Source organism: Xanthomonas sp. CFBP 8443 (genome assembly GCF_025666195.1).
Taxonomy (GTDB): Bacteria; Pseudomonadota; Gammaproteobacteria; order Xanthomonadales; family Xanthomonadaceae; genus Xanthomonas_A.
Genome location: NZ_CP102592.1, coordinates 669393 through 682256, shown reverse-complemented (window position 1 = coordinate 682256; position 12864 = coordinate 669393). Strand labels below are relative to the sequence as shown.

The following is a 12864-nucleotide window of genomic DNA, read 5'->3' as shown; positions in this document are numbered from 1 at the left end:
GCGCGATCGCGCTTGATCCGGCCTGGTGGCGGTCCGGTCCGCTGGCCGCAATCATTAATCATTGTGGGAGCGACTTCAGTCGCTCCCACAGTAGCCGCGGCCACACCGGGCCTCGCCTCGATCGGGTCCCGCTAAAGCGCTTGCCGCTGCGCCTCGCCGACGCCGCCACCTGCGCTCCGCGCCTGCCCCAGCGCCGCCAGCTCCGCGGCCAGGCGCTGCGCGCCCGCGCGCAGTTCCGGCACCGCGGTGATCTCCCACAGCACGCCGCGCAGCAGCGGCCCCAGGCAGTACAGGCCGGGGACCGGATGGCCGCTGCCGTCGCGCACCTGCAGGCGCGCGTCGACGACCAGCCCCAGGCCCAGCGGATCGGCCTGCAGTAGGCCGGCATCGCGCATCGACGCGACCAGCGGATGGCTGGTGCGGGCGACGTCGGTGTCCAGCCCGGTGGCGCGGATCAGCACGTCGAAGGTTTCGGTACGCGCGCTGCTGCTGGCGCGATCGCGGACCACCGCCTCCACCGCGTGTTCGCCCAGCCGCGCGCGCAGCAGGCGCCCGGCGCGGATGCGCAACTGGCCCTGCTGCTGCAGCTGCGCCAACGCGCTGGCCGCGGCCGGCGCCAGCCGATGCCGCGCCGCTTCCCAGTACGGACGCAGGTGGCGCAGGAAGCGCGCGCGCGCCGCCGGCGCCAGGCCCTGCCAGAACGGTTGCAGGTGCGGGCGCAGCGCATCCACCACGCTGCGCCAGTCTTCCACCACCGTGGTCAGCTGGCGCAGGCTGCGCACCAGGCCGGCCAGATCGTGGTGGCGCAGCGCCTGCGCCACGCTCGGCGGCAGCGTCACCGGCGCGCCCGGCACCGCCAGGTGCGCCTGCGGCGCCAGGCCGCGCCGCGACAACGCGGTGATCGGGCCGCGATGGCCGCGGCGGCGCAGGGTCAGCGCGACATCGGCCATGGTCAGACCGGTGCCGACCAGCAACAGCCGCGCCTGCGGCGACACCTCGTCCAGCACCCCGTCCTGCCACGGCCAGCCGATGTAGCGCCGGTGCACCGCCAGGCGCGGGCCGATGCCCGGCAGCGCCGCCGGCGGCAGTGCGCCGATCGCCAGTACCACCACGTCGCTGACCACGTCCTCGCCGTTGGCCAGGAAGATGCGGAAGCCGTCCGGATCGCGCTCCACCGCCACCGCCTCCTCGGTCACCCGCGCCACCTCGACGGCCGACGCGGCCAGCGCCGCGTCCAGGTGCTGCTCCAGGTAGCGGCCATAGCGCAGCCGCGGCAGGAATTCCAAGCGCTGCGCGGCATCGAGCTGCAAGGCGTCGGCGAACCCGCCCGGATCCTGCGGGTCCACGCCCAGGTCCTTGGCGCGCACGTTCAACAGGTGTTCCGGCCGCGCCGCGCCGTAGGCGATGCCGCGGCCGAAGGTGTCGGCCACGCCGACCAGGGTGATGCGGCTGGCCGCTCCCTGGCGGGCCAGCTCTGCGGCCAGCACGTTGCCGCAGAATCCTGCGCCGATGATCGCAATTCGCATGGCTCGCACTCTTGGCCGGTCGGGGCGTCCTTTGTGCCCGGGATGCCGGCCGCGGGTGTAAATCGCCGGTTAATGCGCGCGTTGCGGCGCATGCCGATCAGGCATCAGCACATGCGCCTGCTACATGAGCCGCGTCCGGCGGGCCTTCGCAACAGGGTCCGCGCGCTCGGCGCGTGGCCGTGGAAATGCACGATTGCCCGTACGCAGCGATCGTTTCTCGCATTGCCCAGGAAACACACCAAGGACACACACACGCCGGCGCGACGTCGACCTACTGAAGCCCTTCTTCGCCCAGCGCCTGCTGCACCGAAGGCCGCGCGTGCACGCGCCGGTACCACGCTTCCAGATGCTGCAAGCCGTCGAAGTGGATGTCGGCCTTGTAGTGCGACGTCAGCCAGGACGCCTGCCCCCAGCCGACCAACGCGTACAGATAGGCGTCGGCGACAGTGAAGGCGTCTCCCATCAGGAACCGGCGATCGGCCAGTTGCGCGTCGATCCAGGCGAAGCGCTGCTCCAGCTTCGGCCGCGCGGTGTCCACGTACTGGCCGGCGAGCCGCGCATACAGCAGGGGAATGAAGCCCTTGTGGATCTCGGTGCTCAGGAAGTTCAGCCACTCCTGGAGGCGATAGCGCTCCATGCTGCCATCGCGCGGCACCAGGCCCAGTTCCGGCTTGCGGTCGCCCAGGTACTGGACGATGGCGGGGCCTTCGCGCAGCACGCTGCCGTCGTCGAGTTCGAGCGCCGGCACGTAGCCCAGTGCATTGACCCGATGGAAATCCGCTCCATCCTCGGCCAGGTGCGTCCTGTGGTCGACCTTCACCAGGGTCGCGGCGAGGCCGAGCTCGTGCAGCACGATATGCGCCGCGAGCGAGCAGGCGGCCGGGATGTAGTACAGCTTCATTGCGATCTCCAGAAACAGGCGGGACTGCCGGTCTCGGCGGAGCGGCCGCTGCATTCTAGGAACCGGGTATAGAAAAGGAAGAAGGCACTATAGTGTTGTATAGGTACATAATTTATACCTAGCGACGAGTGCCGAGGAACCCGCGATGAAAGACAACGTTTCCGGCTGCTCCGTGGAAGAGGCCATGCGCCTGCTGGGCGGACGATGGCGGCTGTTGCTGGTGTCGTACCTGCTGGACGGGCCCAAGCGGTTCAACGTCCTGCGGCGCGACATTCCGGCGATCTCGCAACGGATGCTGACCCTGGACCTGAGAGCCCTGGAAGAAGCGGGCCTGGTCCAGCGCACCGTGTATCCGACCGTGCCGGTCAAGGTCGAATACGCGCTGACCGAGGACGGTCGCCGCCTGGAGCCCGTGGTGGCGGTGATGAAGGAATTCGGGCTGTGGCTCAAGGCGCGGGCTGCCAGTTGAGCGCCGCGGGGCTGGCGGCCGGTGCGGATCGCGCGCCTCAGCACTGGCTGGCGGAAATGCGCAGTGCCATGCAGCATCGCGCTTCACCTTCCCGCGACCTGGCGCGGCACATCGTCTTCCCTCCTCGCCGGTTCGATCGCTGCGCTGGGACAGGATGAGCGACGGCAGGGACGATCCATAGCTTGCGTGCCAAGTCGCCCCGGTGCATAGGCCGCAGAACCAAACATCCGTTTAAAACATGCGCAACTTCGCCGAACTGGACAGTAATGCCGGCTTCGCGCAGACTGCCGCCCTTTCCGCTGCTTTGTCCTCCATGGCGCGACTGCTGCTGCTGCACGGCCCCAACCTCAACCTGCTCGGCACCCGCGAGCCGGGGGTCTATGGGCACGCGACACTGGCGCAGATCGATGCGGCGCTGCTGGCCCAGGCCAGCGCAGCAGGACACCAGCTCGACAGCCTGCAGTCCAACGCCGAACACGTGCTGGTGGAACGGGTGCAGGCCGCGCGTGGCGACGGCACCGCCTTCATCCTGATCAACCCGGCTGCGTTCACCCACACCTCGGTGGCTCTGCGCGACGCGCTGGCGGCGGTGGCGCTCCCGTTCATCGAGATCCACCTGTCCAACCCGCACAGCCGCGAGCCGTTCCGCCACCACAGCTATTTCAGCGACCACGCGGTCGGCGTGATCTGCGGCTTCGGCGCCGACAGCTACCGCTATGCGATGGACGCGGCGCTGGCCCGGCTGGGGACCAGCGCATGAGCCGCACCCCGCCTGCAGCGCGCGGCGCCCCTTCTTTTCGAGTTCGCCGGGCCGCGTGCCCGGTCTTTCCCCGATTCACCTCAAGAGGCCGTTATGGATCTCCGTAAAATCAAGAAGCTGATCGACCTGCTGGAAGAATCCAATCTCGCCGAGATCGAGATCAAGGAAGGCGAGGAAAGCGTGCGCCTGGCGCGCACGCCCACGGGCATGATGGCCAGCGCCCCGCAGTACGCCGCGCCGGCCCCCGCCGCGCCGCCGGCGGCCGCGCCGATGCCGATGAGCTCGCCCACCGAGGCCTCCACCGGCGGCACCGCCAAGCCCGGCAACGCCCTGCCCGAGGGCCACGTGCTGCGCGCGCCGATGGTCGGCACCTTCTACACCTCGCCGTCGCCGGACAAGCCGGCGTTCGTCAGCGTCGGCCAGGCGGTGAAGGCCGGCGAGACCCTGGCGATCATCGAGGCGATGAAGATGTTCAACCCGATCGAAGCCGACGTCTCCGGCACCATCGTCGCGATCCTCAGCGAGAGCGGCGTGCCGGTGGAGTTCGATCAGCCGTTGTTCGTGATTGGCTGAGCCGCCGGGACCGGGGACCAGGGACCGGGGACCGGGAAAGGCAAAAGCCAAAAAAGCGCACCGCGCTTGGCTCCTGCTCTTTCCGGTCCCTGGTCCCCGGTCCCCGGTCCCGAAGAGACAACCCCGCGTCCGGAATCCCATCCAATGCTAGATAAAGTCGTCATCGCCAATCGCGGCGAAATCGCGCTGCGCATCCTGCGCGCGTGCCACACGCTCGGCATCCGCACGGTCGCGGTGCATTCCACCGTCGACCGCAACCTCAAGCACGTGGCGATGGCCGACGAGTCGGTGTGCATCGGCCCGGCGTCCTCGGCCGAGAGCTACCTCAACATCCCGGCACTGATCGCCGCGGCCGAGGTCACCGACGCGCAGGCCATCCATCCCGGCTACGGCTTCCTGTCGGAAAACGCCGACTTCGCCGAGCGCGTGGAGCAGTCCGGCTTCATCTTCATCGGGCCCAAGGCCGACACCATCCGCCTGATGGGCGACAAGGTCGAGGCGATCCGCGCGATGAAGGCCGCCGGCGTGCCGTGCGTGCCCGGCTCGGGCGGCCCGCTGGGCGACGACATCGTCGCCAACACCAAGGTCGCGCGCGAGATCGGCTATCCGGTGATCATCAAGGCGGCCGGCGGCGGCGGCGGCCGCGGCATGCGCGTGGTGCATTCGGAGGCGGCGCTGAAGGCGGCGATCGAGACCACCAAGTCCGAGGCCAAGGCCGCTTTCAGCAACGACCAGGTGTACATGGAGAAGTTCCTGGAGAATCCGCGCCACGTGGAGATCCAGGTGCTGGCCGACGGCCAGGGCAACGCCATCCACCTGGGCGAGCGCGACTGCTCGATGCAGCGCCGCCACCAGAAGGTGGTGGAGGAAGCGCCGGCGCCGGGCATCAGCGAAGCGCTGCGCAACGAGATCGGCAAGGTCTGCGTGGACGCGTGCGTGCGCATCGGCTACCGCGGCGCCGGCACCTTCGAGTTCCTGTTCGAGAACGGCAGCTTCTACTTCATCGAAATGAACACGCGCATCCAGGTCGAGCACCCGGTCACCGAGCGCATCACCGGCATCGACCTGGTCTGCGAGCAGCTGCGCATCGCCGCCGGGCAGAAGCTGAGCATCAAGCAGAGCGACATCGTGCTGCGCGGCCATGCGATCGAGTGCCGCATCAATGCCGAGGACCCGGAGACGTTCATGCCCAACCCGGGCCTGATCACCGGCTTCCACCCGCCCGGCGGCCCCGGCGTGCGCGTGGACACGCACATCTACAGCGGCTACAAGGTGCCGCCGAACTACGACTCGATGATCGGCAAGCTGATCGTGCACGGCCCCGACCGCGACACCGCGATCGCGCGCATGCGCGTGGCGCTGAGCGAGATGGTGGTGGACGGGATCAAGACCAACATCCCGCTGCAGCAGCGGATCATGCGCGACAAGGGCTTCCAGGCCGGCGGGCAAAACATCCACTACCTGGAAAAGCGGCTGGCCGAGCGCAAGAACAAGTCGATCGCGTTGGTTTGAGGTGGAGCCGGGACTCGGGACTCGGGACTCGGGACTCGGGACTCGGGACTCGGGACTCGGGACTCGGGACTCGGGACGGCAGGATGATGTCCCGGGGGAAATCGCTGTCAAGCGATTTGAGGCGAAAAGGGCCGCTTTTTCCGCAGAAAAGGCGGCTTTTTCGTTTCAGCGCAACGGCTGCCGCCCCTGGTCAGGCTTTCGCATAGCGGCTCGGCGGTGCGCCCACCTGCCGGCTGAAGGCGACGCTGAAGGCGCTGGTGGAGCCGTAGCCGATGCGTTCGGCGACCTCGGCCACGCTCGATCCGCCGCGCCGCAGCAGGTCCTTGGCCACCTGCATGCGCCAGGCCAGCACGTACTCCATCGGCGGCACGCCGACGGTGCGGGTGAACCGCTCGAAGAACGTCGAGCGCGACAGCGCCGCCGCGCGCGCCAGTTCGCCCACGGTCCAGGCGTGGTCGATGCGCCCGTGGATCTGCTTGAGCGCCAGCGCCAGCCGTTCGTCGCCCAGGCCGCGCAGCAGGCCCGGCGGCGCGCTGCCGGCCGTCGTCCAGCGCATGGCCTCGACCAGCAGCATCTCGACCAGCCGGGACAGCATGTAGTCGTTGCCCGGCTTCCGGTCCTGGTATTCCTCGCCCACCATCTGCACCAGCTGCATCAGGCGGCCCGCGCCGCGCACATGGACCACCGCCGGCAGCAGCGAAACCAGCAGCCCGGCATGGGCGCCGTCGAACTCGAACGCGCCGCCCAACGAGCGCATGTCCGGCGCGCCGTCCGGATCGCCATGGCGCCGTTCGCCCTGCCCGCCGGGGACGATCTTCGGATCGATGAACACCGGCGGCGCCGGCACCAGGCTGGAGAGCGTGAACGCCGGCGTGGTCGGCAGCAGCACGAAATCGCCGGCGCCGATCGTGACCGGCGCATGCCCGTCCACCGCCAGCACGGCGGTGCCTTCCAGGACGATGCAGAACCCCGGTTGCCCGTACTCGGCATAGCGCACCGCCCAGTTGCCCTTGCCGCTGATGAGGTTGGCGAACACCGCGCGGGGGTGGAGCAGGCGGACGACGTCGGAAAGCGGATCATGCATTTCGGACTTTGGCTAAAACAAAACGGATTCTGCATTATCGATCATCCGAGGCGGCTGGCCTATCGTTTCTTCCCGAGTCCACTCACTCTTGGAGAACGAAATGAAGAGCGTCCTGATCACTGGCTGCTCCTCCGGCTACGGCCTGGAAACCGCGCGCCACTTCCTGGCCCAAGGCTGGAACGTCGTGGCCACCATGCGCCAGCCGCACCCGGCGCTGCTGCCGGCCTCGCCCGAGCTGCGCATGCTGGCGCTGGACGTGACGCAGCCCGACAGCATCGCGCGGGCGCTGGAGGCGGCCGGCCCCATTGACGCGCTCGTCAACAATGCCGGCATCGGGCTGTTCGGCGCGTTCGAGGCCACGCCGATGGCGACCGTGCGCGAGGTGTTCGAGACCAACACCTTCGGCGTCATGGCGATGTGCCAGGCCGCGATTCCCCGGTTCCGCGAGCGCGCCGCGGGCGTCATCGTCAACGTGACCTCCAGCGCCACGCTCGCGCCGTTCCCGCTGGTGGCCGCGTACACGGCGAGCAAGACCGCGGTGCAGGGCTTCACCGCGTCGCTGCGCCACGAACTGCAGGCGTTCGGCGTGCGGGTCAAGCTGGTGGAACCCGGCTACGGTCCGTCCACCCGGTTCACCGCCAACGGGCAGCAGCGCATGCAGGGCCTGATCCCCGACGCCTACGCGCCGTTTGCCCACGAAGTGTTCTCGCGCCTGGGCCAACCGGCGGCGGTGACCACGGCGAGCGACGTCGCCCAGGCGATTTGGCAAGCGGCCAACGACGTGTCCGAGCGACTGCATTTTCCGGCCGGCGCCGATGCCGTGGCGCTGTCCGAACAGCGCTAGCTGTACCGCGCGGCGCCGCGAGCGTTGGCACGTCAGGCAGCACTAACAGATCGGAACCGGAGACCCGCCTTTGCGAATCCCCAATCCCGAATCCCGGCTACTTTGCCTGGGTCCCCTGCACCGGCTCGGCGCCCAGGCTCGAGGTCGGGCTGACGATCATCACCGTCTCGGTCGAGCCGTCCGGCCAGACGATCTGGAAGGTGCTGCCGGGCGGCAGCGTGGAGAACGGCATGCCGCTGCGCGCGCGGTAGATCGCCGCGACCTGTGCGGCGCCGGCGCGGCGCAGGTCGGGCGCGGCATGCGCGGTGGTCAGCTCGACCTTGGACAGGCCGCGGTAGCGCTGCTCGCTGGTGTCGATCAGCAACAAGCCGGCCGCCGCCGCCGAATAGGCGACCAGGGCCAGCACCCAGAACCAGAACTTGGCGCCGTGCAGCCATTGCCGGTATTTCATGAGCCTGCTCCTGTCCTGCCTACCAGACGGTTGACCATGTCGTTCATCGTGTCCGTGCCTTGCCGCGGCACCGCGGCGTCGAAAACAAAACTGCTGAAATCCTGGGTCGGGTCCTGCGCGCAGATCCCGCCGTTGGCGCAATAGCGGGTCATCAACTCGCTGTCCGGGCCACAATCCAGCCCCAGCCGGCATGCCGCCAGTTGCCAGGCCAATTCGGTGAAGGCGGTGCCGGCGATGCGCTCGTCCAGGCTGTCGTCGCCGCTGGCGGCTAGGCCCATCGCCGGCGCCAGTGCCATGTACGCATCGGGATCGCCGGAGGCGCGGACCCGTTCGACCAGGTCGCGCTTGTAGTCGGCCGAGGGCTGCAAGGGCTGCCCCAGCGCCAGCAGCGCCGCCTCGGCGGCCAGGTTGCCGCCGCGCGCGGCCTGCACGCGCTGGGCGACGATGGCTTGGCGGGTCAAGCCGTCGCCGGGCACGAAGCCGGCGCAGCGGCTGCCGACCCGCGCGCGCGCGGCGACCATGCGTGCCGAGGTCGGCAGCCGCGCCGCGTCGATCGCGCGGGTGTCGGCGGCGAAGCCGGCCGGGTCCATCGCATAGCCGGCGCAATAGTCGTAGATGCGGCTGAGCAGCCAGGACGCGTCGGCATCGCCCTGGGCCACGGCGGCGGACAGCTGCTGCGCCGAGCGGTACAGGTCGGGACTGCGCTCCAGCGCGGCGCGGCGGTCGAGCGGCAGCGCCTGCACCGACGTCGACCGCCGGCGGTCCTGGGTCGGCACCGCCACGGCGTCGGGCGTCGCCATCGCCATTGCCGTGGCGGCGGCCGGCGCCGGCGCGGCCACCGGCAGCGCGGCGCGATACGCGACCACGCCGAGCAGCAGCGCAGCGGGCGCCAGCAACAGCCAGGTTTTGCGGGACACGGCGAGGGACATGCGCGGAGGCGATGAGGGCGACAGGCGGCAATGGCGGCAAGCCCTTGGAACCGGCGGCCGCGCAATGTCGCAGTCTAGCGCAGCCGATGGCGGCCCACGACATACGGGAGCGGCCGCAGGCGCAGCCTGGGCGCGGCGGCGGCGTGGTCGAGCGGCCGCGGCGGTCGTCTAAGATGCGCGCTCATTCCTCCTTGTGCCCGACCGATGCCGTTCCTCGAACTGACTGTGCGCTGCACCGACGCCACCCAGCCCCGCTACGAGAACGCGCTGGAGGACGTCGGCGCGCTGGCGGTCACCCTGCTCGACGCCGAGGCCGACACCAGCAACGAGCGCGCGATCCTGGAACCGGGCGTCGGCGAGACCCCGCTGTGGGGCACGCTGGTGCTCAGCGCGCTGTTCCCCGCCGAGCAGGACGCGTTGCTGCTGCTGGCCGCGCTGGACGCGTTCGACCCCGGCCTGGACTGGGCCCAGGCCACGTTCCGCAAGGTCGACGACCAGGACTGGGAACGCGCCTGGCTGGACCAGTTCCAGCCGATGCGCTTCGGCGCGCGCACCTTCATCGTGCCGTGGAACCACGACCTGCCGGAGGAGGCGCGCGGCACCGAGGCCGCCGTGGTGCGGCTGGACCCGGGCCTGGCGTTCGGTTCCGGCACCCATCCAACCACCGCGCTGTGCCTGCGCTGGCTCGACGCCCTGGCCGCCGACGGCGCCCTGGCGCAGGCGCGCGTGCTCGACTTCGGCTGCGGCTCCGGGATCCTGGCGCTGGCCGCGCTGAAGCTGGGCGCGGCCGCCGCGGTGGGCGTGGACAACGACCCGCAGGCGCTGCTGGCCACGCATGACAACGCCGAGCGCAACGCGGTCGGCGCGCGCCTGGCCGTGCACCTGCCGGCCGACGAACCGCCGGCGACCTACCCGGTGGTGGTCGCCAACATCCTCGCCTCGGCGCTGGACGCGCTGGCGCCGACCCTGGCCGAACGGGTCGCGCCGGGCGGGCGTATCGCCCTGTCCGGCATCCTGCACGGCCAGGAACAGGAGCTGCTGCAGCGCTACGCGCCGTGGTTCGAGCAGCTGCGCAGCGAACAGGACGGCGACTGGATGCGCATCGACGGCGTGCGCCGCGGCTGAGGTCGGCACGCCGCCGTTTTTCCCCCGGCCGTGCAGGCCGATGGGTTCAGCGCGACCCTGCGGCCAGGCTGCGGATCGCCACCGTCAGCAGCGCCGCCTCGGCGTGGATCGCCAGCACCCGCGCGCGCGGCCGCCAGCCCTGTGCGCGCAGGCGGCGTTCGTGCCAGCGATGGCCGCGCCACGCCTGCGGCAGCCGCCAGGCCAGCTCCAGCGCCAGGGCGAACATCGCCGCTGCGCCCAGCGCCTGCACCAGGACGATCCAGGCCGCGGCATGCGGCAGCAGCCATAGCGCCACCGGCAGCCGCGCCGGCGGCGCGGGTGGATACGGCAGCGCGAACACCTGCCACGACCAGCCCTGCCTGACCGCGCGGCGGCCCTCGCTGGCGTCGGCCCAGATCCGGTAGCGGCGCACGCCGATCCCCGGCGGCGGCCGCGGGCGGCGCTGCGCGCACAGCGGCGCGCGGGCGAAACGGGGGTGGCGGGCGTCCCGCGGGTGGGCATCCTGCATGTGCATCGGCGCGTCCTGGTCCATGGCAGCGGTCGTCTGGGCAATAGGCGGCGGGCGGCGCGCATCTTCACCACGCCCACCCGTCACGGTTGACAGTATCAACAACAAAGCGGCGATTGAAAGCCGTACGAACCAACTTCTCCAGTCGACGCGGCTATATCTCGCCTCCCCTGCGGAGGTGAGCGTGAGCAGCAAGCTGTACGAACGGGTGCGCGAGGCGCGCAAGCTGACCGGTCTCACCCAGGAAGCGCTGGCGCTGGACCTGGCGGTGACCCGCAGCGCCGTGGCGCAGTGGGAGATGGCCGACGGCACCGCGCCGGCGGTGGAACACCTCATCGCACTGGCCCGCCGCAGCGGGCTGACCTTCGAATACCTGGCCACCGGCCGCGGCGAACGCGTGTTCGGCGAACCGCTGTCCGTGGCCGAGGAAGCCGCGCACTACCGGCAGCTGTCCGACCAGCAGGCGCGCCTGCTCGACGGCTTCGAGACCCTGAGCCCGCGCCAGCGCGCCGGCCTGCTGGACCTAATCGGCGCCGGCCGGAAGCGGCGCTGAGCGGCGCACACCCAAGCCGCGTCCGCGCGCCCTTGTAGGAGCGGCTTCAGCCGCGACACGGAGCTGACCGGAGTGCCTGTCGCGGCATTCCCGCTCCTACAGGACGCGGGAATGCCGCCCGGCCCTGCAGTCCGTTCCCGCGCGTGCTTGAATAGCGCTCTCGTTGCCGCCGCCGCCGTCCCCGCGCATGCCCGATCCCACCCCGCCCCGCCCCAGCCTCGCGACCCTGCTGCGCCAGCCCGATCGGCCTGCGCCGGACCAGGCTGATGCCGCCGCGCCGGCGGACGCGGAACCGGGCGCGAGCGCCAGCGCAGGCGAGACGAGCGATCCTGTCACCGGCACCGGCGCTGCGCCCCACGCCGAACCCGCGCCGGCACCTCCGTCCGCATCTGCGCTGGTGCCCCAGGCGGAGGCTGAGGCGGACACGGACGCAGCGCTCGCCGCCACGGTGTCCACGCCGTCACCGCCCGCTTCCGAGGCCAGCGATTCGAGCGCGCCGCGCGCCGGCGCATCGGCTTACGAAGCGGAACCGGCTCTGGAGCAAGACCCCGAACCCGAGCCGACGCCAGCGCCGGCACCGGCCCCCGCGTCCGCCACGACCACCATCGCGCCCAGCTTCATGCAACCCAGCGCGCCGCGCCGGCCGGTGCTGCGCGCCGCGCGGTGGCAATGGATCGCGCTGGCTGGGCTGGGCCTGCTGCTGGCGCTGCAGATCCTGATCGCCGACCGGCAACGGCTGGGCGCCGACGCGCGCTGGCGGCCCTGGGTGGCCGGCGTGTGCCAGGTGCTGCGCTGCAGCCTGCCCCCGTGGCGCGAGCCGAGCGCGTTCACCATGCTCAGCCGCGAAGTGCGGCCGCTGCCCGGCCGCGCCGGCACGCTGCAGATCCAGGCCACGTTCCGCAACGACGCGCGCTGGGCGCAGGCCTGGCCGCTGCTGCAACTGTCGCTGGCCGACGCCGACGGCCGCACCATCGGCAGCCGCGTGCTGCGCCCGGAGGAGTACCTGGGCCGCACCCGCCCCGACGCGGCGACGCTGGCGCCCGGGCAGAGCGCGCAGGTGGCGTTCCAGGTGCGCGAACCGGCGGCGGAGACCGCGGCATTCAGCTTCGACTTCCACTGAAACGCTGTGGCACCACGATCCGCGATGGCAGCCGGGCAGGCCACGCGCTAGACTCGTCCCCCCGCGCCGGCCCTCCAGCCCTCCGGCGCCGCCGTCATCCGGGGACCCGTCGAACTTGAACGCTGCCACCACTCGTCCTGACTCCAGTCGCGGCGCGCCAAAGCCGCCGCTGCGCGAACACGTGGCGCAGTCCGTGCGCCGCTACCTGCGCGACCTCGATGGCTGCGACGCCGACGACGTGTACGAGATCGTGCTGCGCGAGATGGAGATCCCGCTGTTCGTGGAAGTGCTCAACCACTGCGAAGGCAACCAGAGCCGCGCCGCGGCGATGCTCGGCATCCATCGCGCGACCTTGCGCAAGAAGCTGAAGGAATACGGGTTGGCGTGAGGCCGGGACTCGGGACTCGGGACTCGGGACTCGGGACTCGGGACTCGGGACTCGGGACTCGGGACTCGGGACTCGGGACGGCAGGATGATGTGCCGGAGCAAATTCCCGTCAAGCGATTTG

15 protein-coding genes are annotated in these 12864 nt (G+C 70.8%); 9 read left to right on the top strand and 6 right to left on the bottom strand.

The window, feature by feature from the left end:
- Positions 1 to 131: 131 nt before the first annotated feature.
- Together NUG20_RS02840 and gstA are read right to left on the bottom strand one after the other, a co-directional pair.
- Positions 132 to 1526 carry an FAD/NAD(P)-binding protein gene (locus tag NUG20_RS02840; protein ID WP_263396952.1) on the bottom strand — a complete coding sequence of 465 codons (1395 nt, stop codon included), beginning with the start codon at positions 1524 to 1526 and terminating at the stop codon, positions 132 to 134.
- Between the two features lie 271 nt (positions 1527 to 1797).
- Complete coding sequence (gstA, locus tag NUG20_RS02835) at positions 1798 to 2427, bottom strand: glutathione transferase GstA (RefSeq protein ID WP_263396951.1); 630 nt, start codon at positions 2425 to 2427, stop codon at positions 1798 to 1800.
- A 145-nt stretch (positions 2428 to 2572) separates the two neighbouring features.
- On the opposite strand from gstA, the gene NUG20_RS02830 reads away from it, so the two are divergent.
- From NUG20_RS02830 to accC, 4 genes are all read left to right on the top strand, one after another.
- On the top strand, positions 2573 to 2896 hold the full coding sequence (locus NUG20_RS02830) for a winged helix-turn-helix transcriptional regulator (RefSeq protein WP_263396950.1): 324 nt from the start codon (positions 2573 to 2575) through the stop codon (positions 2894 to 2896).
- A gap of 313 nt (positions 2897 to 3209) precedes the next feature.
- Positions 3210 to 3656, top strand: coding sequence for a type II 3-dehydroquinate dehydratase (gene aroQ / locus NUG20_RS02825; protein ID WP_263398376.1), 447 nt, complete (start codon positions 3210 to 3212; stop codon positions 3654 to 3656).
- 93 nt (positions 3657 to 3749) lie between these two features.
- On the top strand, positions 3750 to 4229 hold the full coding sequence (gene accB / locus NUG20_RS02820; RefSeq protein ID WP_263396949.1) for an acetyl-CoA carboxylase biotin carboxyl carrier protein: 480 nt from the start codon (positions 3750 to 3752) through the stop codon (positions 4227 to 4229).
- Between the two features lie 144 nt (positions 4230 to 4373).
- Complete coding sequence (accC, locus tag NUG20_RS02815) at positions 4374 to 5741, top strand: acetyl-CoA carboxylase biotin carboxylase subunit (RefSeq protein ID WP_263396948.1); 1368 nt, start codon at positions 4374 to 4376, stop codon at positions 5739 to 5741.
- Positions 5742 to 5931: 190 nt separating this feature from the next.
- On the opposite strand, the gene NUG20_RS02810 is transcribed toward accC, so the two are convergent.
- Positions 5932 to 6825 (bottom strand): AraC family transcriptional regulator, encoded by an 894-nt coding sequence (locus NUG20_RS02810; RefSeq protein ID WP_263396947.1) that lies wholly within the window; start codon positions 6823 to 6825, stop codon positions 5932 to 5934.
- 100 nt (positions 6826 to 6925) lie between these two features.
- Here NUG20_RS02810 and NUG20_RS02805 point away from each other — a divergent pair, with 100 nt between their 5' ends.
- Positions 6926 to 7669, top strand: a complete 744-nt coding sequence (locus tag NUG20_RS02805; protein ID WP_263396946.1) for an SDR family oxidoreductase — start codon at positions 6926 to 6928, stop codon at positions 7667 to 7669.
- Positions 7670 to 7766: 97 nt separating this feature from the next.
- Here the strand turns inward: NUG20_RS02805 and NUG20_RS02800 are convergent, their stop codons facing one another.
- Entirely contained in the window at positions 7767 to 8120 is a 354-nt protein-coding gene (locus NUG20_RS02800; protein WP_263396945.1) for a hypothetical protein, read from the bottom strand.
- A complete protein-coding gene (locus tag NUG20_RS02795; protein ID WP_263396944.1) occupies positions 8117 to 9049 on the bottom strand; it encodes a hypothetical protein in 933 nt (310 codons plus the stop codon). The genes NUG20_RS02800 and NUG20_RS02795 overlap by 4 nt, the downstream gene beginning before the upstream one ends.
- Positions 9050 to 9253: 204 nt before the next feature.
- On the opposite strand from NUG20_RS02795, the gene prmA reads away from it, so the two are divergent.
- On the top strand, positions 9254 to 10174 hold the full coding sequence (gene prmA / locus NUG20_RS02790) for a 50S ribosomal protein L11 methyltransferase (protein WP_263396943.1): 921 nt from the start codon (positions 9254 to 9256) through the stop codon (positions 10172 to 10174).
- A 46-nt stretch (positions 10175 to 10220) separates the two neighbouring features.
- Here the strand turns inward: prmA and NUG20_RS02785 are convergent, their stop codons facing one another.
- The gene (locus NUG20_RS02785) at positions 10221 to 10706 is read right to left on the bottom strand and encodes a hypothetical protein (protein ID WP_263396942.1); all 486 of its coding nucleotides are present in this window, start codon (positions 10704 to 10706) and stop codon (positions 10221 to 10223) included.
- 160 nt (positions 10707 to 10866) lie between these two features.
- Here NUG20_RS02785 and NUG20_RS02780 point away from each other — a divergent pair, with 160 nt between their 5' ends.
- The 3 genes from NUG20_RS02780 (at position 10867) to fis (ending at position 12743) form a co-directional block, all read left to right on the top strand.
- Positions 10867 to 11235, top strand: coding sequence for a helix-turn-helix transcriptional regulator (locus tag NUG20_RS02780; protein ID WP_263396941.1), 369 nt, complete (start codon positions 10867 to 10869; stop codon positions 11233 to 11235).
- Between the two features lie 619 nt (positions 11236 to 11854).
- Positions 11855 to 12355 carry a DUF3426 domain-containing protein gene (locus NUG20_RS02775; protein WP_263396940.1) on the top strand — a complete coding sequence of 167 codons (501 nt, stop codon included), beginning with the start codon at positions 11855 to 11857 and terminating at the stop codon, positions 12353 to 12355.
- 115 nt (positions 12356 to 12470) lie between these two features.
- Entirely contained in the window at positions 12471 to 12743 is a 273-nt protein-coding gene (gene fis, locus NUG20_RS02770; protein WP_003471008.1) for a DNA-binding transcriptional regulator Fis, read from the top strand.
- The last annotated feature ends 121 nt before the right edge of the window (positions 12744 to 12864 follow it).

Bases quoted from the DNA above. Each gene is read 5' to 3' on its own strand.
- NUG20_RS02840 (WP_263396952.1), bottom strand. From the start codon at position 1,526: ATGCGAATTGCGATCATCGGCGCAGGATTCTGCGGCAACGTGCTGGCC.
- gstA (WP_263396951.1), bottom strand. From the start codon at position 2,427: ATGAAGCTGTACTACATCCCGGCCGCCTGCTCGCTCGCGGCGCATATC.
- NUG20_RS02830 (WP_263396950.1), top strand. From the start codon at position 2,573: ATGAAAGACAACGTTTCCGGCTGCTCCGTGGAAGAGGCCATGCGCCTG.
- aroQ (WP_263398376.1), top strand. From the start codon at position 3,210: ATGGCGCGACTGCTGCTGCTGCACGGCCCCAACCTCAACCTGCTCGGC.
- accB (WP_263396949.1), top strand. From the start codon at position 3,750: ATGGATCTCCGTAAAATCAAGAAGCTGATCGACCTGCTGGAAGAATCC.
- accC (WP_263396948.1), top strand. From the start codon at position 4,374: ATGCTAGATAAAGTCGTCATCGCCAATCGCGGCGAAATCGCGCTGCGC.
- NUG20_RS02810 (WP_263396947.1), bottom strand. From the start codon at position 6,825: ATGCATGATCCGCTTTCCGACGTCGTCCGCCTGCTCCACCCCCGCGCG.
- NUG20_RS02805 (WP_263396946.1), top strand. From the start codon at position 6,926: ATGAAGAGCGTCCTGATCACTGGCTGCTCCTCCGGCTACGGCCTGGAA.
- NUG20_RS02800 (WP_263396945.1), bottom strand. From the start codon at position 8,120: ATGAAATACCGGCAATGGCTGCACGGCGCCAAGTTCTGGTTCTGGGTG.
- NUG20_RS02795 (WP_263396944.1), bottom strand. From the start codon at position 9,049: ATGTCCCTCGCCGTGTCCCGCAAAACCTGGCTGTTGCTGGCGCCCGCT.
- prmA (WP_263396943.1), top strand. From the start codon at position 9,254: ATGCCGTTCCTCGAACTGACTGTGCGCTGCACCGACGCCACCCAGCCC.
- NUG20_RS02785 (WP_263396942.1), bottom strand. From the start codon at position 10,706: ATGGACCAGGACGCGCCGATGCACATGCAGGATGCCCACCCGCGGGAC.
- NUG20_RS02775 (WP_263396940.1), top strand. From the start codon at position 11,855: ATGCAACCCAGCGCGCCGCGCCGGCCGGTGCTGCGCGCCGCGCGGTGG.